Source organism: Bacillus sp. lyk4-R2A-2, assembly GCF_030209735.1.
In the GTDB taxonomy this organism is placed as follows: Bacteria; Bacillota; Bacilli; order Bacillales; family Bacillaceae; genus Bacillus; species Bacillus pumilus.
Genome location: NZ_JARVRK010000004.1, coordinates 635699 through 657272 on the forward strand (window position 1 = coordinate 635699; position 21574 = coordinate 657272).

Sequence of the window (21574 nt, forward strand, 5' to 3'; positions counted from 1 at the left end):
TAGAGGTATGGTATGATACTACTTGTGACTTGGACGGCTTGCCGATTCAAGTTTGAAAACGATGTTCCGCTGCAATGAAGAAAGAGGACATGAGCATCTGTTGGAAGGAGTTGAAAACGATGCAACATTTGATTGAAGAAATCACAAAAGAACAATTACGCACTGATCTTCCTGCGTTCCGTCCTGGTGACACTTTACGTGTACACGTTAAAGTTGTCGAGGGTACTCGTGAGCGTATCCAGATCTTTGAAGGTGTTGTAATTAAGCGTCGTGGTGGTGGAATCAGCGAAACTTTCACAGTTCGTAAGATTTCTTACGGTGTAGGCGTTGAGCGTACATTCCCTGTACACACACCAAAAATCGCTAACATCGAAGTTGTACGTCACGGTAAGGTACGTCGTGCGAAACTTTACTACCTACGTGAACTTCGCGGTAAAGCGGCTCGTATCAAAGAAATCAGACGATAATGATATCAAAGGAAAGAGCTTGTTACCTGTAACAGGCTCTTTTTTTGTACAATGTATAGAGATAATCGATAGAAGAGAAGGTGCACATATGACGATTCAATGGTTTCCAGGCCATATGGCAAAAGCAAGACGTGAAGTCACAGAAAAATTAAAGCTCATCGACATCGTATTTGAATTAACTGATGCTAGAATTCCGATGTCCTCTAGAAACCCAATGATCGAAGAAATCCTTCAGAATAAACCCAAAATCATGCTATTAAACAAAGCAGATAAAGCGGATCCTCGTGTGACAAAGGAGTGGCAGGCGCACTTTGAGCAGCAAGGCGTTCGGTCACTTGCTATTAACTCTGTCGATGGACAAGGGTTAAATCAGATCATCACAACTTCAAAAGAAATCTTAAAAGAAAAATTCGACCGCATGAAAGCAAAAGGTGTTAAACCACGTGCAATCCGGGCGCTGATTATCGGGATTCCCAACGTCGGGAAATCGACCTTAATCAATCGTTTAGCGAAAAAGAACATTGCCAAAACAGGAGACCGTCCTGGTATTACCACCTCACAGCAATGGGTGAAGGTAGGGAAAGAATTGGAACTGCTCGATACACCTGGAATCCTCTGGCCGAAGTTTGAAGATGAGAAAGTAGGACTTAGGCTAGCGGTAACTGGAGCGATCAAAGATTCTATCATCAACTTACAGGATGTCGCTGTATATGGACTTCGCTTTCTAGAAGAAAACTATCCAGAGAGATTAAAAAAACGCTATGACCTAACGGAGATCCCTGAAGATACGGCTGAGCTGTTTGATGCAATAGGTACAAAGCGCGGCTGTCTCATGAGCGGTGGATTGATTAATTACGACAAAACCACCGAAATCATTATTCGGGATATTCGAACAGAAAAATTTGGTCCCCTCACTTTTGAGAAGCCTGAAAGCTAAAAGACACGCAGCTCATGCGGGTCTTTATTTTTTGCGGAAAACTGCCGATATAAAGAAGGAGGCTGACGAAAAGCCTATGTACACAGTGAAACAAATAAAAGAACTGATAGAAAAGCATTCGCAAGACGAGTCATACATTCATGAGCTTGTAAAAGATGATAAGAGAAAAAGTGTCCAAAAACTGATAGAGAAGTGGCACAAAGAGAGAGAAAAGCAGCAGCAACTTCATGTAGCATGGAATGAGATGCTGCAATTTGAAAACAATGCTAAGGCGCAGGGATACACATGTATTGCTGGAATAGATGAAGCAGGAAGAGGACCGCTGGCAGGCCCCGTTGTAGCAGCAGCTGTCATATTAAAGGAAGATACAGTCCTGCTCGGTTTAAACGACTCAAAGCAATTATCTGAGAAAAAAAGATTGGCATATTATGACCTGATCCAAAAAGAAGCACTTGATATCGGTATCGGCATTGTTGATGCGGCTACAATTGATGAAATCAATATTTACGAGGCATCAAGACTGGCGATGGTGAGAGCGGTGGAGCAGTTAACTCATACACCTGATTATCTACTCATAGATGCCATGACGCTCCCACTTCCTATTCACCAGGAGAATATCATCAAAGGAGATGCAAAAAGTGCATCCATCGCAGCAGGTGCATGTATTGCAAAGGTGACAAGAGATCAGATGATGGAAGAATACGGGCGTAAGTACCCTGAGTATCAATTTGAAAAACATAAAGGGTACGGAACAAAAGAGCATTTGGCTGCCATTCAAACACATGGAGCTGCCCCAATCCATCGATTATCGTTTGCACCAGTGAAATCCGTTATCTCATAAATTTTTGACCTAAGGAGGCTGCCTGTGATGACAAGAGTTGAGGACATACATACAGCACTGAATAGCCGGTTAAGTGCGGCAGAATCTGTGCCATTAAACACCGAAGGAAAGGAAAATGTGCATCGGCTGATTCTCGGTAAAGTACTGAAAATGCTTGGAGATGATACAGCCCTTGTTCAAATAGGCTCAACAAAAATAAAAGCACAGCTAGCGGCTCAGCTCAAAGCAGACGCATTTTATTGGTTCCAATTTGAACAAGAGGGTGGAGACAGCCTCAATAAACTAAGGCCAGTCCAGCAATTTGATCAAGATCCTAAGACATTAAAGGATGCCGCTGCCAAACTATTAGAAGGTCTCTCTCTGAAAAGCGGACTTGAAAACATTCTAACAGCCACAGCTTTTTTAAAAGAAAAATCGGTTATCAACGAAACAGAGTTAAAAACGGCAGTGAAGTGGATCGAACAGCTTCAAGGAGCTGATGTGAAAAAAGGTCTCCAGGCACTTCTATTTGCTTTAAAGAAAGACTTGCCGATCCAGGAAGGAGTGCTTCAATCCATTTTAGCTGTGAAATCATCCTCTGCTCTTCATCAGGATATGACAGCGCTGCTAGAACGCTTAACACAGCTCCCGAAGCACTCAGACGCCACACAGGCGCTTACACAAGCCGTTCGATCAGTCATAGATGCTGAGACGTCTGTCCATGCAGAAAAGCTCTTATCGGTCCTTCTAGCAGCGAGAGAAGGGGCGACGAAGCAAGGAGGAAGTCTACCTGTAACGCCTCAGCCCAATCTGACTCAACCAAAAGAAAATAGCCAAACTCCAATCGCTCAAGAGCGTCAGACGACCCAAGTTCTTCAATCTAACGTGCAGCAGTCAACAAGTCCAAAAGAGCTGCACATCCCGCCTCAGCAAATTGAGCGGATACTTACAAGTTTAATAAAACAAGGCGCAGATGGGCAGCAAGAACCTAGCTTAAAACAGCTCACGTCATTGCTGCAAGGGCTTCAGCAGGCTGGATCTCAGCCTGACGCAAAAGCATCTGTGCTTCAAAAAGAATTTCCATTCCTGTCAAAAATAGAGGCAAAAGCATTGGCTCAGGTGGTGCAGCAGACGGAACCCGCATTAAGCAATAAAACCGATGTGCTCGATTTACTCATGACGATGAAAAAGGCAATAGGTGTACGTGACGAAATCGGTATGCTGAAACTACTCGAAAAAGGCAACCAGGATGTAAAAAATCAGGAGCTTCACCAATTAAAGCTCGTCTTAAATGATGTGAGACAGTCTGATTTACCAGAGCCCGTAAAAAAAGAAGTCGATCAATTGTTTCATAGATTGAACGGGCAGTTATTTGTGCAGCAGGAGAACCAAACCATCAGCCAAATGATGGTCTCTTATCCGCTCTTTTCAAAACATAGTGTTCAAGATTTAACCTTTATTCTAAAAGGACATAAGAAAAAAGATGGCTCTATTGACATTTCTCAGTGTCGCCTTATGTTTTACTTAAACATGGAAAACCTCGAAGAAACATTAATCGACTGTACAATTCAGCAAAAGGTCATGTCAATTACAGTTGAAACCGGTCATGAACTTCAAGGAGCCATTAATCCAATGATTCCAGCAGTTCGGGAGAATTTAAATGCCTTAGGATACAGCCTTACGGGAATTACAGCAAAGAAGAGACAAGAGCCAGTAGATCCGTCTCACTTTCTAGATGAACACTTTCATAAAATCAGCGAGAAAGGGCTGGACTTACGAGTATGAAGGATTCAAAACCGCTTAGAAGGGCGGTCGCTCTACATTATGATGAAGAAAAACAAAAGGCGCCAAAAGTCGTCGCGACAGGGAGCGGCTATGTGGCAGACCATATCATTGAAGAAGCAAAAAAGTCGGGAGTTCCTATCCAAGAAGACCGTAATTTAGTCGAACTCATGCGCCACTTAACGCTGGATGAGGAGATCCCTGAAGCGTTATACGATACTGTAGCAGAAATATTTTCATTTATCTATAGGTTAGATCAAAAAATGAAAAAATAAGGTAAAATAAGTGTTTTGAATGAAAAATTTATATTTTTAATAAAATAAAAGTTTGAATGTTTAGAAGGATTTTACGATTTTACATAGAACCCTAGACATTCTCTTTTTTATTCTTTAAAATGAAAGCGCAGTCTATTTTATAATTTTTGTTTCTACATATGTTGGGAGGATGGGAAATGAATATCCATGAGTACCAAGGAAAAGAAATCCTAAGAAAATATGGGGTTTCAGTTCCAAATGGTAAAGTAGCATTTACACCTGATGAAGCAGTGAAAGCATCAGAAGAGCTAGAAAGCTCTGTATATGTCGTAAAAGCACAGATTCATGCAGGCGGCCGTGGTAAAGCAGGCGGGGTAAAAATTGCAAAAACAAAAGATGAAGTGAAAGGGTTTGCAGAGGAATTGCTCGGCAAAACACTTGTCACACATCAAACTGGGCCTGAGGGGCGCGAAATAAAACGCTTACTTATTGAAGAAGGCTGCGATATTCAAAAGGAGTACTACGTTGGACTTGTTTTGGACAGAGCGACATCAAGAATTGTATTGATGGCTTCTGAAGAAGGCGGTACTGAAATTGAAGAAGTAGCAGAAAAAACGCCAGAAAAAATCGTCAAAGTGGTCATCGACCCAGCGATTGGATTGCAAGGCTATCAGGCGAGAGAAGTAGCGTTTAAAATTAATATTCCAACAAAATTAGTTGGCCAAGCTGTTAAGTTTATGACAAGTCTTTACAATGCGTTCGTTGAAAAAGATTGTTCAATTGCTGAGATTAATCCACTTGTTGTAACAGGCGATGGAAAAGTCATGGCACTTGATGCGAAATTAAACTTTGATAGCAATGCCTTATATAGACAAAAAGATATATTAGAATACCGTGACCTTGATGAAGAGGATCCAAAAGAAATTGAAGCATCTAAATATGATCTAAGCTACATTTCTCTAGATGGAAATATTGGCTGTATGGTCAATGGTGCAGGTCTTGCGATGTCTACAATGGATATCATCAAGCATTACGGCGGGGACCCTGCAAACTTCCTGGATGTTGGCGGCGGTGCAACAGCTGAAAAAGTAACGGAAGCATTTAAAATCATCTTATCTGATCAAAATGTAAAAGGGATTTTCGTGAACATTTTTGGCGGCATCATGAAATGTGATGTCATTGCAGAAGGTGTCGTTGAAGCGACGAAACAAGTCGGCTTAACATTACCACTCGTTGTACGTCTTGAAGGAACAAACGTTGAATTAGGGAAGAAAATCCTGAGCGATTCAGGCTTAAATATCACTTCTGCTGAGTCTATGGCTGACGGGGCAGAAAAGATTGTATCTTTAGTCAAGTAGAGCAGAAAGGCAGGGAACCTAAATGAGTGTATTTATTAATAAAAATACGAGAGTAATTGTTCAGGGGATTACCGGTTCAACCGCATTGTTCCATACAAAACAAATGATTGAGTACGGAACAAATATTGTTGGCGGTGTCACACCTGGAAAAGGTGGAACTGAAGTAGAAGGAGTTCCTGTATTTAATACAGTATCTGAAGCTGTTCAAACAACTGGAGCAAATGCTTCTGTTATCTATGTACCAGCACCATTTGCAGCAGATGCCATTTTAGAGGCTGTTGATGCAGAAGTCGATCTAGTCATTTGTATTACAGAACATATTCCAGTACTTGACATGGTCAAAGTAAAACGGTATATGGAAGGGAAAAAGACAAGACTTGTTGGCCCTAACTGCCCAGGTGTCATTACACCTGAAGAATGTAAGATTGGGATCATGCCAGGCTACATTCATAAAAAAGGTCATGTGGGGGTTGTTTCTCGTTCTGGAACGCTTACATATGAAGCGGTACATCAGCTTTCAGAAGCTGGCGTTGGTCAATCGACAGCTGTAGGAATCGGCGGAGACCCTGTCAATGGGACAAACTTTATTGATGTATTAAAAGCATTCAATGAAGACCCTGATACACATGCTGTCATTATGATCGGTGAAATTGGCGGTACGGCTGAAGAAGAAGCAGCTGAATGGGTAAAAGCAAATATGACAAAGCCAGTTGTTGGCTTTATTGGCGGTAAAACGGCGCCTCCAGGAAAACGCATGGGACATGCTGGTGCCATTATTTCTGGTGGTAAAGGAACAGCTGATGAAAAAGTAAAAACAATGCGTGAATGTGGAATTGAAGTGGCAGAGACACCATCTGTCATGGGAGAAACTTTGATTAAAGTACTAAAAGAGAAGAATCTCTTTGAAGCTTGTAAAACGCATTAATGACACAAGAAGACTTGTTCTTTGACAAGTCTTCTTCTTTCTATCTTAAACAGGAGGAATGGTATGTACAACGTGTCCGAAAGAATGATTTTTCACCGCTTAAAAGGCCTCATCTCACCCTCTTTGTTAACAAAATGGTGGAAAGTCGATCCTGAGCTATATATAAATGAAGAAACACATCATTTCAAACAGGATCGATCATTACAAACAATCGACTTTACCCGCTTAAAACAAGCCGAAGAAAAAGAATTCCCCATTTTTCAACACATCGTTCAAGCCTATTTAAAGCAAAACATTCACATGATTCCCATCACATCACCCTTATATCCCAGCACACTAAAACATATTTATGATCCTCCCCCTGTGTTATTTCTAAAAGGAAACATATCGTATTTAAATGAAGAAAAAAGTTTAGGTGTAGTAGGCACACGAGTTCCATCGTCTTATGGAGAAGCATGTGTGAAGAAAATTGTTGGTGAGCTTGTAAAGGAAGATTGGACGATTGTCAGTGGCTTAGCAAAAGGCATTGATGGATTTGCACATAAAGAGTGCATTAGGAATAAAGGGAAAACGATCGGTATTATAGCAGGCGGGTTTCAGCATTTATACCCAAAGGATCATGTGCAAATGGCTGAATACATGGGCGAGCATCATTTGCTTTTATCCGAGCATCCGCCTTATGTCAAACCAGAAAAGTGGCATTTCCCTTTGAGGAATCGTTTAATTAGTGCGCTCACAAGTGGAACCATCGTGATTCAGTGCAAAGAAAAGAGCGGTTCACTCATTACCGCCTATCAAGCACTTGAGCAAGGCAAAGAGGTATTTGCGGTTGCAGGATCAATCTTTGATCCTAATTCCACAGGTCCAGCCAGACTTATACAGCAGGGAGCAAAGCTTGTTCATTCAACGAAGGATATTTTAGAGGAATTCTCCTTCCGCAGCGTTCAATATACTGAACTCTCATAAAAATATCGTTTGACAAAAGACATAGGAATATTTAATAATAGTGAGGATTTAAGTTTACACTTTGTTTTTCGTGTTTATAATGATGTTCATCATAAAGAATTTTTCATGATTGCCTGTTAGATAGGTGCAATTAACATAAATATGAATTGTGAAATGTATAAAGAGAGAACACCTCTTAAGGGGGATTTTGAGTATGGCTGATTATTTAGTCATCGTTGAGTCGCCAGCCAAGGCGAAAACGATTGAGCGTTATTTAGGTAAAAAGTATAAAGTAAAGGCTTCAATGGGGCACATAAGAGATTTACCGAAAAGTCAGCTTGGTGTTGACACTGAGCATGACTTCGAACCGAGGTATATTACAATTCGCGGGAAAGGCCCCGTATTAAAAGAATTAAAAACAGCTGCGAAAAAAGTAAAGAAAGTCTATCTCGCAGCTGACCCCGATAGAGAGGGAGAAGCGATTGCTTGGCATTTAGCGCATAGTCTTGACCTTGACCTCTCTTCTGACTGCCGCGTTGTCTTTAACGAGATTACAAAAGATGCTATTAAAGATTCCTTTAAGCATCCACGCATGATCAATATGGATTTAGTTGATGCACAGCAGGCAAGACGGATCTTAGATCGTCTCGTTGGGTATAAAATTAGTCCGATTTTATGGAAGAAAGTGAAAAAGGGCTTAAGTGCTGGTCGTGTTCAATCAGTTGCACTCCGCCTGATTATTGATCGCGAGAATGAAATTAATGAATTTAAACCAGAAGAATACTGGACAATTGACGGTACATTCCTAAAAGGAAAAGAAAGCTTCGAAGCGAGCTTCTTTGGTGTCAATGGCAAAAAGCATCCACTGAAAACAAAAGAAGATGTAAAAGAAATCCTTTCGAAACTAAAAGGGAGCAAATTCTCTGTAGAGAAAGTGACGAAAAAAGAGCGTAAACGCAACCCTGCTGTTCCGTTTACAACATCTACTTTACAGCAGGAAGCTGCGAGAAAATTAAACTTCCGTGCGAAAAAGACGATGATGATTGCACAGCAATTATATGAAGGAATTGATCTTGGTAAAGAAGGTACAGTCGGACTCATTACATACATGAGAACGGACTCAACACGTATTTCCAATACGGCGATTGAAGAAGTATCTGCTTTCATTGATCAGACGTACGGTAAGAATTTCTTAAATACAACAAAACGAACTGCTAAAAAGAATGAAAATGCACAAGATGCTCACGAAGCCATCAGACCGACATCTACGCTAAGAAAACCAGCAGATGTCAAACATGTTTTAAGCCGAGATCAACTTCGTCTGTATAAATTGATTTGGGAACGATTCGTCGCAAGCCAAATGGCGCCGGCTGTTCTTGATACAATGAGTGTGGACCTTGATAATAACGGGCTTACATTCCGTGCTAACGGAAGCAAAGTGAAATTCCCTGGATTCATGAAGGTATATGTAGAAGGGAAAGACGACCAGTTAGAAGAAAAGGACAAAATGCTGCCTGATCTTAAAGAAGGTGATACGGTTCTTTCAAAAGATATCGAACCTGAACAGCACTTCACGCAGCCGCCTCCGCGCTACACTGAGGCAAGACTTGTCAAAACGCTTGAAGAGCTAGGTATAGGCCGTCCGTCTACGTATGCACCAACATTAGATACGATTCAAAAGCGCGGCTATGTCGCACTTGATAATAAACGGTTTATCCCAACAGAGCTTGGGGAAATTGTTCTCAACTTAATCATTGAATTCTTCCCTGAAATCATTAACGTGGAATTCACAGCGAAAATGGAAAAAGAACTTGATAGCGTTGAAGAAGGTACGATCGAATGGGTTCGTATTATCGACAGCTTCTATCAAGACTTTGCAAAACGGGTCGAAAAAGCGGAAGCAGAAATGCAAGAAGTTGAGATTGAGCCTGAATACGCCGGAGTTGACTGTGAAGAGTGTGGACATCCGATGGTGTACAAAATGGGTCGATACGGTAAGTTCATGGCTTGCTCTAACTTTCCTGACTGCCGTAACACAAAACCAATTGTGAAAGATATTGGTGTGAAATGCCCGACATGTCATGAAGGAAACATTGTTGAACGAAAATCTAAGAAGCGCCGCATTTTTTATGGCTGTGATCGTTTTCCAGAGTGTGAATTCGTCTCTTGGGACAAACCGATTGAAAGAAAGTGTCCAAAATGCGAAAATATGCTTGTAGAGAAAAAGCTGAAAAAAGGCATGCAAGTTCAATGTGTGAACTGTGATTATAAAGAGGAACAACAAAAATAGCGGTGAGCAGCCTTGTTCACCTGCTTTTTTATGTCATCAAACAGAACTTACGAAATAGGAGAGTTGTACAATGAGTCAATTTGTAAATGTGATCGGAGCAGGTTTAGCTGGAAGTGAAGCGGCATGGCAAATTGCTAAACGCGGAATTAAAGTCAACTTGTATGAAATGAGACCTGTCAAACAAACGCCAGCTCACCACACAGATAAATTTGCAGAGCTTGTATGCAGCAATTCACTGCGTGCCAACGCTTTGACAAATGCGGTCGGTGTATTAAAGGAAGAAATGCGTCATTTAGATTCAGCGATTATCGCAGCTGCAGATGAAAGCTCAGTTCCTGCTGGCGGAGCGCTTGCAGTAGATCGTCATGAATTTGCAGCAAACGTTACTGATCGCGTAAAAAATCACCCGAATGTGACAGTTTTTCAAGAAGAAGTGCAAAGCATTCCAGAAGGTCCAACAATTATTGCGACAGGCCCACTTACATCTGAAGCACTTTCAAAAGAATTAAAATCGTTAACTGGTGAAGAATATCTGTACTTCTACGATGCAGCGGCTCCTATCCTAGAGAAAGATAGCATTGATATGGATAAGGTGTACTTGAAATCACGTTATGACAAAGGAGAAGCTGCTTATTTAAACTGTCCAATGACAGAAGAAGAATTCGATCGTTTTTACGACGCGCTTATTTCTGCTGAAACTGTGCCATTAAAAGAGTTCGAAAAAGAAATCTTCTTTGAAGGCTGTATGCCAATTGAAGTCATGGCGAAAAGAGGAAAGAAAACGATGTTGTTTGGTCCGATGAAGCCAGTAGGACTTGAAGATCCGAAAACAGGAAAAAGACCTTATGCTGTTGTTCAATTAAGACAAGATGATGCAGCAGGCACTTTATATAACATCGTCGGCTTCCAGACACATCTGAAGTGGGGCGACCAAAAGGAAGTATTCCGCTTGATTCCAGGTCTTGAAGAAGCAGAGATTGTTCGTTATGGCGTGATGCACCGCAATACATTCATTAACTCACCAAGTCTTTTAAAACCAACGTATCAGTTTAAAAATAGAGAAGATCTATTCTTTGCCGGACAAATGACAGGCGTTGAAGGCTATGTCGAGTCCGCAGCTTCCGGACTAGTGGCTGGAATTAACGCCGCTCGTTTTGTCAAAGGAGAAGAGCTTGTGACACTTCCGGAGGAAACAGCGATCGGCAGCATGGCTTATTACATCACATCGACAAACAAGAAAAGCTTCCAGCCAATGAATGCGAATTTTGGTTTGTTGAAAGATCTTGGTGTTCGCATTAAAAACAAACAAGAGCGTTATGCGGAGTACGCTAAGCGCGCAATCGAAACTATTCAAACTATTTCGAAATCTCTGTAGTAAATCATTGCACGGAAAGCAAGATATGTGATACCATTTAAAAGCCTTAAAGAGGTGTAAAAATGACGAATAAACAGCGTCTTGTCCACTTATTCATTGAATATCTGCAAATTGAAAAAAACTATTCTGCTTTAACCATCTCAGGATATACAGAAGCGATTGAAGAGTTTGTCAGATTTATGAACGTTCAAGGAATAGACGGTTTTGAAGAGGTATCCTATCAAGATACGAGAATTTATTTAACAGAAGCTTATGAAAAAGGCCTGACAAGAAGAACGATTAGTAAGAAAGTCTCTGCGCTTCGCAGCTTTTATAAATTTCTATTAAGAGAACAGCTTGTGAAAGAAAATCCTTTTTTACTCGTTAGCTTACCAAAGCAGGATAAGCGAATTCCTTCATTTTTGTATGAAGAGGAACTAAAAGAGCTTTTTACAGTTTCTGATGTCAGCACACCGCTTGGGCAAAGAAACCAAGCGATTTTAGAACTTCTTTATGCAACAGGTATGAGGGTCAGTGAGTTATGTTCATTAAAAGAATCTGATCTTGATTTATCGATGGATACAGTGCTTGTTCATGGAAAAGGCAGCAAGCAGCGGTATGTTCCTTTTGGTTCATATGCTCATGAAGCGCTCATCACTTATTTAGAGGATGGAAGGCTAAAGCTGAAAGCGAAGGGGAATGATCGTGCTGATGCATATGTGTTTTTGAATCAGCGCGGGGCGCCTCTTACAGACAGAGGCGTTCGATTCATTCTCACTGAACTAATGAAAAAGGCGTCAGGCACATTACATATCCATCCTCACATGTTAAGGCACACCTTTGCCACACACCTCTTAAATGAGGGGGCAGATTTGAGAAGTGTTCAAGAACTTCTTGGTCATTCGAATTTATCATCAACTCAGGTGTACACGCATGTATCAAAAGATTCTTTAAGGAAAACGTACATGTCTCATCACCCAAGGGCTTTTAAACGATCCTAAAAGGAGGTTTTTTCATGTCATCATTTCATGCAACAACCATCTTTGCCGTTCAACACAAAGGAAAAAGTGCGATGGCTGGAGACGGTCAAGTCACTTTCGGGCAGGCTGTGGTGATGAAACACACAGCAAAAAAAGTGCGCCGTCTTTTCGGAGGCAAGGTGCTTGCAGGTTTTGCAGGTTCAGTAGCAGATGCATTTACACTCTTTGAAAAGTTTGAAACGAAGCTTGAAGAATATGGTGGTAACTTAAAGCGGGCAGCCGTAGAACTAGCAAAAGAATGGCGTAGTGACAAGATGCTTAGACAGCTTGAGGCCATGCTGATCGTTATGAACAAAGACAGCATCCTGCTTGTCTCTGGGACAGGAGAGGTCATCGAACCAGATGACGGTATTTTGGCCATCGGCTCAGGCGGCAATTATGCGCTTAGCGCCGGGAGAGCACTCAAAACACATGCAGGTGATCATCTCACAGCAAGAGATATTGCAAAGGCAGCTCTTGAAACCGCTGGAGAAATCTGTGTCTACACGAACGATCAAATCACTTTAGAAGAGCTTGAATAGAAAGGACATGAGACGTATGGAGAAAAAGCCGTTCACCCCAAGAGAGATAGTTGAAAAGCTTGATCAATACATTATTGGTCAGCTTGATGCGAAAAAAGCAGTGGCGGTGGCTTTAAGAAACCGTTACAGAAGAAGCCTTTTACATGATAAGCTAAAGGATGAAGTCGTTCCGAAAAACATTTTAATGATCGGCCCAACAGGTGTGGGGAAAACAGAGATTGCCCGCAGAATTGCAAAAATTTCTGGTGCGCCTTTTATTAAAGTGGAAGCGACGAAGTTTACTGAAGTTGGTTACGTCGGCCGTGATGTAGAATCGATGGTCAGAGATCTAGTTGAGACAGCGATCCGAATTGTCAAAGAAGAAAAGATGAAAGACGTTCAAGAAGAAGCAGAAAAACAAGCAAATAAACGTCTTGTTCATTTACTTGTTCCTGGCAAGAAAAAAAGCCAGTCTGTGAAAAATCCTTTTGAGATGCTGTTTGGTGGTTCTGATGAAGATGACCGTGATCGAGATCAATCAAGTGAAGAAGTTGAACTTGAATCGACAAGAAAGCGAATCGCTCATCAACTGGCTATGGGCGAACTTGAAGATCATTACGTCACGATCGAAGTCGAAGAGCAGCAGCCATCCATGTTTGATATGCTTCAGGGCTCGGGTATGGAGCAAATGGGCATGAACATGCAGGATGCGCTCGGCAATCTCATGCCTAAAAAGAAAAAACGCAGAAAGCTGACCGTCAGAGAAGCAAGAAAGGCGTTAACAGCTGAGGAAGCTTCAAAACTGATTGACATGGATGAAGTCAGTCAAGAAGCTGTCTATAAAGCAGAGCAGCAAGGAATTATTTTTATCGACGAAATCGATAAAATCGCTAAAAGCGGTGGTGCATCATCTGCAGATGTTTCTCGTGAAGGGGTTCAACGTGATATTTTACCGATTGTAGAAGGTTCAACTGTGATGACGAAATATGGGGCAGTGAAAACAGACCATGTGCTTTTTGTAGCAGCAGGTGCATTTCATATGGCAAAACCATCAGATTTGATTCCAGAGCTTCAAGGGCGCTTCCCAATTCGTGTAGAATTAGATAAATTAAGTATCGAAGACTTTGTGAAAATCTTAACGGAACCAGATAATGCATTATTAAAGCAATATAAAGCTTTACTTGAAACAGAAGGTATATCTCTTGAATTTTCTGACGATGCTATTCATAAGATTGCCGAAGTGGCTTATCATGTCAATCAGGAGACAGATAACATCGGTGCAAGAAGGCTTCATACCATACTTGAAAAGCTGCTTGAAGAGCTTTCATTTGAGGCGCCTGATATTACACTAGGGACAGTGACCATTACTCCTCAGTATGTAGAAGAGAAGCTGGGAAAGATTGCGAATAACAAAGACTTAAGTCAATTTATACTTTAACAAATGAATAAAGTAATCTAGGAGGATCATTAATATGGCGTTACTACAAAAAACAAGGATTATTAACTCAATGCTGCAAGATGCAGCGGGGAAACCAGTTAATTTTAAGGAAATGGCAGAAACGTTGAGAGATGTCATTGATTCAAACATTTTCGTATTAAGCAGAAGAGGGAAGCTTCTAGGCTACTCGATCAACCAGCAGATTGAAAATCCGCGTATGAAAAAAATGCTTGAAGACCGTCAGTTCCCTGAAGAATATACAAAGAGTCTATTTAACATCCCTGAAACATCTTCAAATCTTGACATTAACAGTGAGTATACAGCTTTCCCGATTGAGAACCGTGATTTATTTGAATCAGGTTTGACAACCATTGTTCCAATTATCGGAGGAGGAGATCGTTTAGGGACGTTAATCCTGTCTCGTTTGCAAGATACATTCAAAGATGATGATTTAATTCTTGCTGAATACGGTGCAACAGTTGTTGGAATGGAGATCCTTCGTGAGAAATCAGAGGAAATCGAAGAAGAAGCAAGAAGTAAAGCTGTTGTCCAAATGGCGATTAGTTCTCTTTCATATAGTGAGCTTGAAGCCATTGAGCACATCTTTGAAGAACTTGATGGCAACGAAGGGCTTCTAGTGGCAAGTAAAATTGCTGACCGTGTAGGAATCACTCGTTCAGTAATCGTGAACGCCTTACGTAAGTTAGAAAGTGCAGGCGTCATCGAATCTCGTTCTCTTGGAATGAAGGGAACGTATATCAAAGTGTTAAACAACAAATTTTTAATTGAACTTGAAAATTTAAAATCTCATTAATCAAAAACCCTTTTCAGCAGAAATACAAGCTGAAAAGGGTTTTTTTTTATAAAAAAAGAGGATTTGTCCGAAAAATGACATTCTTTTTTCCAAGAAAACCCTTACAATTCTTAGTTCTTTGAATCTAGGTCTTTATACCTATTCGTAAAATAGATATATATTACGAGTTTTTTTTACATATACATCATAGACTTTAATCCTATTATTTCTTACAATGAACATATGGTTTTACAAATCTCGACATGATTAAATGGAATGAAATACATATGATTGGAGGTATATGGTTTTGGATATATTTTCTGGAACGATAAGCAACCTTGAGAATGCCTTGGGCAGAGCGAATGTTAAGCAAAAAGTCATAAGCAATAATATCGCGAATATAGACACACCGAACTACAAGTCGAAAAACGTCGCATTTCATGATATGCTAAACGATGCGTCGATCAAGTTAGATGCTAAAAAAACATACCAAGGTCACATTGATTTTTCTAAAACAGGGTCTAATTATTCAGTTGTTTCGAGCAACCGTACTTCATATCAAGAAAACGGAAATAATGTCGATATTGATCAAGAGATGAGTGAACTCGCTAAAAACCAAATTCAGTATAATGCGTTGGTTGAAAGAATGAGTGGAAAATTCAATTCTCTTAAAACAGTTTTGACAGGAGGTAAGTGATGTCAATTTTTTCAGGCGTTAACGCTTCGGCCTCTGCATTAACAGCACAGAGGCTCAGAATGGACGTTGTATCCTCTAACCTTGCAAATATGGATACAACAAGAGCGAAACAGGTTGATGGCAACTGGGAGCCTTATAGACGTAAGCTCGTCACATTACAGCCGTCAGGTGAATCGTTTTCATCTATATTAAACTCAAGCATGAATTCGAGCGGTAAATTAGGAAACGGCGTGAAAGCAACGAAGATTACAGAAGACGAAACTCCATTCAACCTTCAATATGATCCTACAAATCCCGATGCCAATGAAAATGGATATGTTCAAACACCTAATGTTGATCCATTAAAGGAAATGGTTGACCTCATCAGCAGCTCAAGGTCATATGAAGCAAACGTGACCGCGCTAAATGCGAATAAAAGCATGTTGATGAAAGCTTTAGAAATAGGAAAGTAAGGTGAAAAGAATTGGTTAACGCAATATCTCCTTTCCAGCTTCAAGCTGCTCAGCAAGCAAGTGAATTGACAAATGCATCGTCCGTTCATGCGGCTGCACCTAAAAGTCAAACGAATTTCTCTGATGTGCTGAAGAATTCCATTGAGGCATTAAATCAATCACAGCTTAAATCAGACCAGTATACAAATGCACTTGCACAAGGAAAAGATGTCAATCTCGATGAAGTCATGATTGCCTCGCAAAAAGCGAGTGTGACACTCACAGCTGCAACGGAGTTTCGAAATAAAGCGGTCGAAGCGTACCAAGAGATTATGAGAATGCAGATGTAGGAGGTGCTGACGGACAAAAAAAGACTGAATGGAATGACCGGGGGTTAAGATGAATCGTACTTTAATGCAATTAAGAACAAAAACAGTTGAGTTTTGGCGAAATCGATCAAAATTACAAAAAATACTTATGATTGGCGGCGTTGCTGCCCTAGCAATCATTATTACGGTTGTTAGCATCTTTGCTTCTTCTGAAAAAATGGTTCCATTGTTTAGAGATTTGTCTGAGGCAGAAGCTGGGCAAATCAAACAGGAACTAGATGGCAAAAACGTTAAATCGGAACTTGCGAATAATGGAACAACGATTCTCGTTCCAGAAAAGCAGGCCGACTCTTTAAAAGTAACACTCGCATCTGAGGGTCTCCCTAAGACAGGGAATATTGATTACTCCTTCTTTGCGAATAATTCCGGCTTCGGTTTAACAGATAATGAATTTGATGTTCTGAAAGTAGACGCAACTCAGACAGAACTATCCAATCTAATCAACACGATTGATGGGATCAAAGATTCAAAAGTTATGATTAACCTGCCAAAAGATTCCGTTTTTGTTGGAGAAGAGCAAAGTAATGCATCAGCATCCATTGTGCTGCAAGTTGAACGTGGCTACACGCTCGCGCCGCAGCAAGTAAAAGGCCTTTATCATCTTATTTCAAAAAGTGTACCGAATTTAAAGACAGAAAACATTGTCATTATGGACCAAGATTCCAACTACTACGACTTAAACAGCAGTTCCGATTCCTATGCAAGTGGAATGGATGCACAGCAGCAGAAAAAAGAAGAAATCGAAAAGAACCTTCAAAGAAAAATTCAACAGCTGCTCGGAACAATGATGGGTCAAGAAAAAGTCGCTGTATCGGTCACAACAGACATTGATTTTACTGAAGAGAAAAGAAAAGAAGACCTTGTAGAACCAGTTGATAAAGAAAACATGCAAGGCATCGCTGTCAGCGCTGAAAAGATTGCTGAAACTTATTCAGGAAATGGTGCAGCAGCTGGTGGAACCGCTGGAACAGGCGACGATGATGTCACAAACTATCAAGGCGCCGATGGAGCGAATGGTAGCGGAGATTACGAAAAGAGCGAAGATCGTATCAACTATGAAGTCAACCGCATTCATAAAGATATCAAAGAGAGCCCTTATAAAATTAGAGATGTTGGCATTCAAGCATTGGTCGAACCACCAACTGCAAACGATGTGAACTCTTTAACAGCTGAAAGACAAGATGATATTAAAAAGATTCTTTCAACGATCATTAGCACGTCAATTGATAAAGAATACACAAATGGTCAAGCGCTCACTCAAGCGGACTTAGATAACAAAATTGTTTTATCTGTATCAAAATTAGACGGTAAACAGCAAACTGCAGCAGAAAACCCATCAAACAATATTCCAATTTGGGTTTATATTGTAGGCGGTGTGCTACTACTTGCAATTATCGCTCTCATTATTCTTCTTGTGCGTAAACGCAGAAAAGAAGAGGAAGAAGAGTTTGAGTTTGATGAACATACACCAATTCATGTTCCTGATATCGACACTGAACCAGAAACAGAAGAAATGGTGAGGAAAAATCAGCTTGAAAAAATGGCAAAAGATAAACCAGAAGACTTTGCTAAATTGCTACGCAGCTGGCTGTCCGAGGATTAGGAGGAATACACATGTCGAGAAAAGATTCAAATCGACTAACAGGCAGACAAAAAGCAGCAATCCTAATGATTTCCTTAGGGCTAGAGGTGTCAGCATCTGTATACAAACATCTGTCTGAAGACGAAATAGAAAAATTAACACTGGAAATTTCCAATGTACGAAGTGTAGATACTGCTAAAAAAGATGAAATCATTGAAGAATTTCACAGCATCGCCATCGCGCAGGACTACATATCACAAGGCGGTCTTATGTACGCAAGACAAGTGCTTGAAAAAGCGCTTGGTGAGGACAAAGCGGATAGTATCTTAAACCGATTAACATCCTCACTTCAAGTGAAACCGTTTGATTTTGCTCGAAAGGCTGACCCAGAACAAATCTTAAACTTTATCCAGCATGAGCATCCACAAACCATTGCGCTCATCCTTTCCTACTTAGATCCAGTTCAAGCAGGGCAGATTTTATCTGAATTAGGTGAGGAAGTACAAACAGAGGTTGCGAGACGTATTGCTTTAATGGATCGCACATCTCCAGAGATCATCAATGAAGTGGAACGCATTCTTGAACAAAAACTTTCTTCAACCTTTACGCAAGACTATACGCAAACGGGCGGAGTCGAAGCGGTTGTAGAAGTACTAAATGGTGTAGACCGTGCGACCGAGAAGACCATTTTAGACACTCTTGAAATTCAAGATCCTGAGCTTGCTGATGAAATTAAGAAACGTATGTTTGTCTTTGAGGATATTGTCACTCTTGACAGCAGAGCGATTCAGCGCGTGATCAGAGATGTTGAAAATGATGACTTATTGCTTGCACTCAAAGTGGCAAGCGAAGAGGTCAAAGAAATTGTCTTCCGCAACATGTCACAGAGAATGGTCGAAACGTTCAAAGAAGAAATGGAGTTTATGGGACCTGTCCGGCTTAGAGATGTCGAGGAAGCACAAACCCGTATTGTCAGCATCGTAAGACGACTCGAGGAAGCTGGAGAAATCGTCATAGCTCGAGGCGGAGGAGACGATATCATTGTCTAGGATTATCAAACATGAAACATCTGTTATTCCTGAGCAAGGCCGGCAAACGATTCCTTTGCAGCAAGTGGAGTTCAAAAAAGAACATCATGAAGAAGAGCTTGTCAATGAAACAGAAGTGTCGCAGCTTGTACTAAGTGATGCTGAAGATCAAGCAAGCCGTATAGTAGAACAAGCAAATAGTGAGCTTGAAAAAACAATGGCTGAAATCAATCAGCGCCGCGCTGATTTTGAAGAAGAAAGAATGCAGCTTATTGAAGAAGCGAAACAAGCAGGTTATCAAGATGGCTTCCAAAAGGGTGAAGCAGATGCGATGAGTCAGTACCGATCAATTCTTGATCAAGCAAATGACATTGTCAGTCTTGCCAAGCAGGATTACGAAGAAAAAATTGAAAGCTCCGCAGAAAAAATTGTGGAACTGGCTTTTGAACTCGCCAAACGTGTTTGGTACTCGGCTGAGGACACGAAAGATCAATTTTTGGCTCTCGTGAAGCAGGTCATTTCTGAAGTGAAAGAATATGACGATATTTCCATCTATGTTGACCCTGAACATTACGATCATGTGATGGAGTATAAAGACGAATTAATCAGAATCCTTCAAAAGGATACACACCTTGCCATTTACTCGGATGAAAAAGCGCCAAAAGGGACTTGTTACGTAGAAACAAGCTTTGGAAAAGTGGAAGCGAGTGTTGATACACAAATGAATCAGTTGAAAGAAAAGCTACTAGAAGTCATTGATTCAGGTGATCACAAATGAACATCGATGTGTTAAAAGAAACGATTGAAACCGCAGATCCTTATAAACGATTTGGTAAAGTCAATCGAGTTGTTGGACTGATGATTGAATCTAAGGGGCCGGAAAGTTCTATCGGAGACGTGTGTCTCATTCATAAAAAGGGGCGTAAGCACGATCCAATAAAAGCAGAGGTCGTAGGGTTTAGAGATGAACATATTCTGCTCATGCCTTATGTAGAAGCATCCAATATTTCACCAGGAAGTCTAGTTGAAGCGACAGGTGAGTCGCTGAAGGTCAAAGTTGGGACTGGGTTAATTGGCGAAGTTGTTGATGCCTTCGGTGAACCGCTGGACGGCAGTATGCTTCCAAAGGGACTTGCACCTGTTTCGACAGATCAGTCACCTCCAAACCCGATGGACAGACCGCCTATTCGTGAAAAAATGGGCGTTGGTGTCAGAGTGATCGACAGTCTGCTTACAGTCGGCACTGGTCAGCGGATCGGTATTTTTGCCGGAAGTGGTGTTGGAAAAAGCACCTTAATGGGGATGATTGCTAAGCAGACAGAAGCAGACCTCAATGTCATTGCCCTTGTTGGAGAGCGTGGCCGGGAAGTTCGTGAGTTTATTGAAAAGGATTTAGGTACCGAGGGACTAAAGCGATCGATTGTTGTCGTCGCAACTTCGGACCAGCCTGCACTGACGAGAATGAAGGCTGCTTATACAGCAACAGCTATTGCAGAATATTTTAGAGACAGAGGCAAAAATGTCATGTTCATGATGGACTCTGTTACACGGGTCGCTATGGCGCAAAGGGAAATCGGTCTTGCAACTGGTGAACCGCCAACGACAAAAGGATATACGCCTTCGGTGTTCGCTATACTGCCAAAATTACTTGAACGAACTGGAACGAATCAGCTTGGTTCTATCACAGCGTTTTACACAGTGCTTGTTGATGGTGACGATATGAATGAGCCAATCGCTGATACAGTCAGGGGAATCTTAGATGGCCACATTGTACTTGATCGTGCTTTAGCCAACAAAGGACAATTTCCTGCTGTCAATATTCTGAAAAGTATCAGCCGTGTTATGAGCAATATCGCAAGTCATGATCACAAGGAGGCGGCCAACCGGTTCCGCCAGCTTTTATCCACTTATCAAAACGCTGAGGACCTCATTAACATTGGAGCATATAAAAAAGGCTCCTCGAAAGACATTGATGATGCCATGCAGGCTTATCCTCATCTGATTTCATTTTTGAAGCAGGATGTAGAAGAGGCTGTATCTATTGACGACAGTGTGAATGTATTGCTCGGTTTGATGAATAGAGAGGATTGACAAAAACAGTGAGATATCAATACAAATTTCAAAAGCTCTTAGAACTGAAAGAAAGTGAAAAAGACAAGTCACTCGCAGCGTACCAACAATCCGTTTCGGCATTTGAGCAAGTCGCTGAAAAGCTCTATGAAAATATGAGTAAAAAAGAATTAATGGAAAAAAGCAAAGAAGAAAAGCTGAGAAGTGGTATGAGTGTTCAAGAAATGCGTCATTATCAGCAATTTGTGACCAATTTAGATAACACCATTCAGCATTATCAGCAGCTTGTGATCATGAAACGCCATCAAATGAATGAAAAACAATCTGATTTAACTGAAAAAAACATCGAGTTTAAAAAGTTTGAAAAAATGAAAGAAAAGCAATATGAAAAGTTTTCCCTTGAACATAAGGCCATTGAAATGAAAGAAATGGATGATATCTCTATCAGCCAATTCATGTTTCAAGGACATTAGG

At 40.9% G+C, this 21574-nt stretch carries 22 protein-coding genes; all 22 read left to right on the forward strand.

The features are described from left to right. Nucleotides 1–119: 119 nt before the first annotated feature. The 22 genes from rplS to fliJ all read left to right on the forward strand — a co-directional run bounded on the left by rplS (nucleotide 120) and on the right by fliJ (nucleotide 21573). A complete protein-coding gene (gene rplS, locus QRN39_RS06040) occupies nucleotides 120–467 on the forward strand; it encodes a 50S ribosomal protein L19 (RefSeq protein WP_003212364.1) in 348 nt (115 codons plus the stop codon). Nucleotides 468–555: 88 nt separating this feature from the next. Continuing rightward, the gene (ylqF, locus tag QRN39_RS06045) at nucleotides 556–1404 is read left to right on the forward strand and encodes a ribosome biogenesis GTPase YlqF (RefSeq protein ID WP_050945052.1); all 849 of its coding nucleotides are present in this window, start codon (nucleotides 556–558) and stop codon (nucleotides 1402–1404) included. 76 nt (nucleotides 1405–1480) lie between these two features. Beyond that, nucleotides 1481–2245, forward strand: coding sequence for a ribonuclease HII (locus QRN39_RS06050; protein ID WP_003210902.1), 765 nt, complete (start codon nucleotides 1481–1483; stop codon nucleotides 2243–2245). 27 nt (nucleotides 2246–2272) lie between these two features. Beyond that, complete coding sequence (locus QRN39_RS06055) at nucleotides 2273–4009, forward strand: glycosyltransferase (RefSeq protein WP_253622621.1); 1737 nt, start codon at nucleotides 2273–2275, stop codon at nucleotides 4007–4009. Further along, nucleotides 4006–4281, forward strand: a complete 276-nt coding sequence (locus tag QRN39_RS06060) for a FlhB-like flagellar biosynthesis protein (RefSeq protein ID WP_003211418.1) — start codon at nucleotides 4006–4008, stop codon at nucleotides 4279–4281. The genes QRN39_RS06055 and QRN39_RS06060 overlap by 4 nt, the downstream gene beginning before the upstream one ends. Before the next feature lie 176 nt (nucleotides 4282–4457). Next, complete coding sequence (gene sucC, locus QRN39_RS06065) at nucleotides 4458–5618, forward strand: ADP-forming succinate--CoA ligase subunit beta (RefSeq protein WP_003211841.1); 1161 nt, start codon at nucleotides 4458–4460, stop codon at nucleotides 5616–5618. 22 nt (nucleotides 5619–5640) lie between these two features. After that, entirely contained in the window at nucleotides 5641–6543 is a 903-nt protein-coding gene (gene sucD, locus QRN39_RS06070; RefSeq protein ID WP_003212080.1) for a succinate--CoA ligase subunit alpha, read from the forward strand. Nucleotides 6544–6606: 63 nt separating this feature from the next. Beyond that, complete coding sequence (dprA, locus tag QRN39_RS06075; protein ID WP_284906481.1) at nucleotides 6607–7509, forward strand: DNA-processing protein DprA; 903 nt, start codon at nucleotides 6607–6609, stop codon at nucleotides 7507–7509. Nucleotides 7510–7702: 193 nt separating this feature from the next. Continuing rightward, a complete protein-coding gene (topA, locus tag QRN39_RS06080; RefSeq protein ID WP_003212237.1) occupies nucleotides 7703–9778 on the forward strand; it encodes a type I DNA topoisomerase in 2076 nt (691 codons plus the stop codon). A 70-nt stretch (nucleotides 9779–9848) separates the two neighbouring features. After that, nucleotides 9849–11153: an FADH(2)-oxidizing methylenetetrahydrofolate--tRNA-(uracil(54)-C(5))-methyltransferase TrmFO gene (gene trmFO / locus QRN39_RS06085; protein WP_003212444.1), complete on the forward strand. Its 1305-nt coding sequence runs from the start codon at nucleotides 9849–9851 to the stop codon at nucleotides 11151–11153. Nucleotides 11154–11215: 62 nt separating this feature from the next. Next, nucleotides 11216–12133, forward strand: coding sequence for a tyrosine recombinase XerC (gene xerC, locus QRN39_RS06090; RefSeq protein WP_003211704.1), 918 nt, complete (start codon nucleotides 11216–11218; stop codon nucleotides 12131–12133). A gap of 14 nt (nucleotides 12134–12147) precedes the next feature. Then, on the forward strand, nucleotides 12148–12693 hold the full coding sequence (gene hslV / locus QRN39_RS06095) for an ATP-dependent protease subunit HslV (RefSeq protein WP_003211247.1): 546 nt from the start codon (nucleotides 12148–12150) through the stop codon (nucleotides 12691–12693). Nucleotides 12694–12709: 16 nt separating this feature from the next. Next, nucleotides 12710–14110, forward strand: coding sequence for an HslU--HslV peptidase ATPase subunit (hslU, locus tag QRN39_RS06100; protein ID WP_003211907.1), 1401 nt, complete (start codon nucleotides 12710–12712; stop codon nucleotides 14108–14110). Between the two features lie 34 nt (nucleotides 14111–14144). Next, nucleotides 14145–14924 (forward strand): GTP-sensing pleiotropic transcriptional regulator CodY, encoded by a 780-nt coding sequence (gene codY / locus QRN39_RS06105; RefSeq protein WP_003210838.1) that lies wholly within the window; start codon nucleotides 14145–14147, stop codon nucleotides 14922–14924. 286 nt (nucleotides 14925–15210) lie between these two features. Then, nucleotides 15211–15600, forward strand: a complete 390-nt coding sequence (gene flgB / locus QRN39_RS06110; RefSeq protein WP_012009952.1) for a flagellar basal body rod protein FlgB — start codon at nucleotides 15211–15213, stop codon at nucleotides 15598–15600. Next, nucleotides 15600–16052, forward strand: a complete 453-nt coding sequence (gene flgC, locus QRN39_RS06115; RefSeq protein WP_012009953.1) for a flagellar basal body rod protein FlgC — start codon at nucleotides 15600–15602, stop codon at nucleotides 16050–16052. Before flgB ends, flgC begins: the two co-directional genes overlap by 1 nt. Before the next feature lie 11 nt (nucleotides 16053–16063). Then, nucleotides 16064–16381, forward strand: coding sequence for a flagellar hook-basal body complex protein FliE (gene fliE, locus QRN39_RS06120; protein ID WP_003212183.1), 318 nt, complete (start codon nucleotides 16064–16066; stop codon nucleotides 16379–16381). A 49-nt stretch (nucleotides 16382–16430) separates the two neighbouring features. Continuing rightward, nucleotides 16431–18023 (forward strand): flagellar basal-body MS-ring/collar protein FliF, encoded by a 1593-nt coding sequence (gene fliF / locus QRN39_RS06125; protein WP_034619909.1) that lies wholly within the window; start codon nucleotides 16431–16433, stop codon nucleotides 18021–18023. 11 nt (nucleotides 18024–18034) lie between these two features. Beyond that, complete coding sequence (gene fliG, locus QRN39_RS06130) at nucleotides 18035–19051, forward strand: flagellar motor switch protein FliG (RefSeq protein WP_003210883.1); 1017 nt, start codon at nucleotides 18035–18037, stop codon at nucleotides 19049–19051. Next, on the forward strand, nucleotides 19044–19808 hold the full coding sequence (fliH, locus tag QRN39_RS06135) for a flagellar assembly protein FliH (protein WP_003212485.1): 765 nt from the start codon (nucleotides 19044–19046) through the stop codon (nucleotides 19806–19808). The genes fliG and fliH overlap by 8 nt, the downstream gene beginning before the upstream one ends. Beyond that, nucleotides 19805–21121, forward strand: a complete 1317-nt coding sequence (gene fliI, locus QRN39_RS06140; protein ID WP_284906488.1) for a flagellar protein export ATPase FliI — start codon at nucleotides 19805–19807, stop codon at nucleotides 21119–21121. Before fliH ends, fliI begins: the two co-directional genes overlap by 4 nt. A gap of 8 nt (nucleotides 21122–21129) precedes the next feature. Further along, on the forward strand, nucleotides 21130–21573 hold the full coding sequence (fliJ, locus tag QRN39_RS06145) for a flagellar export protein FliJ (protein ID WP_034620036.1): 444 nt from the start codon (nucleotides 21130–21132) through the stop codon (nucleotides 21571–21573). The last annotated feature ends 1 nt before the right edge of the window (nucleotide 21574 follow it).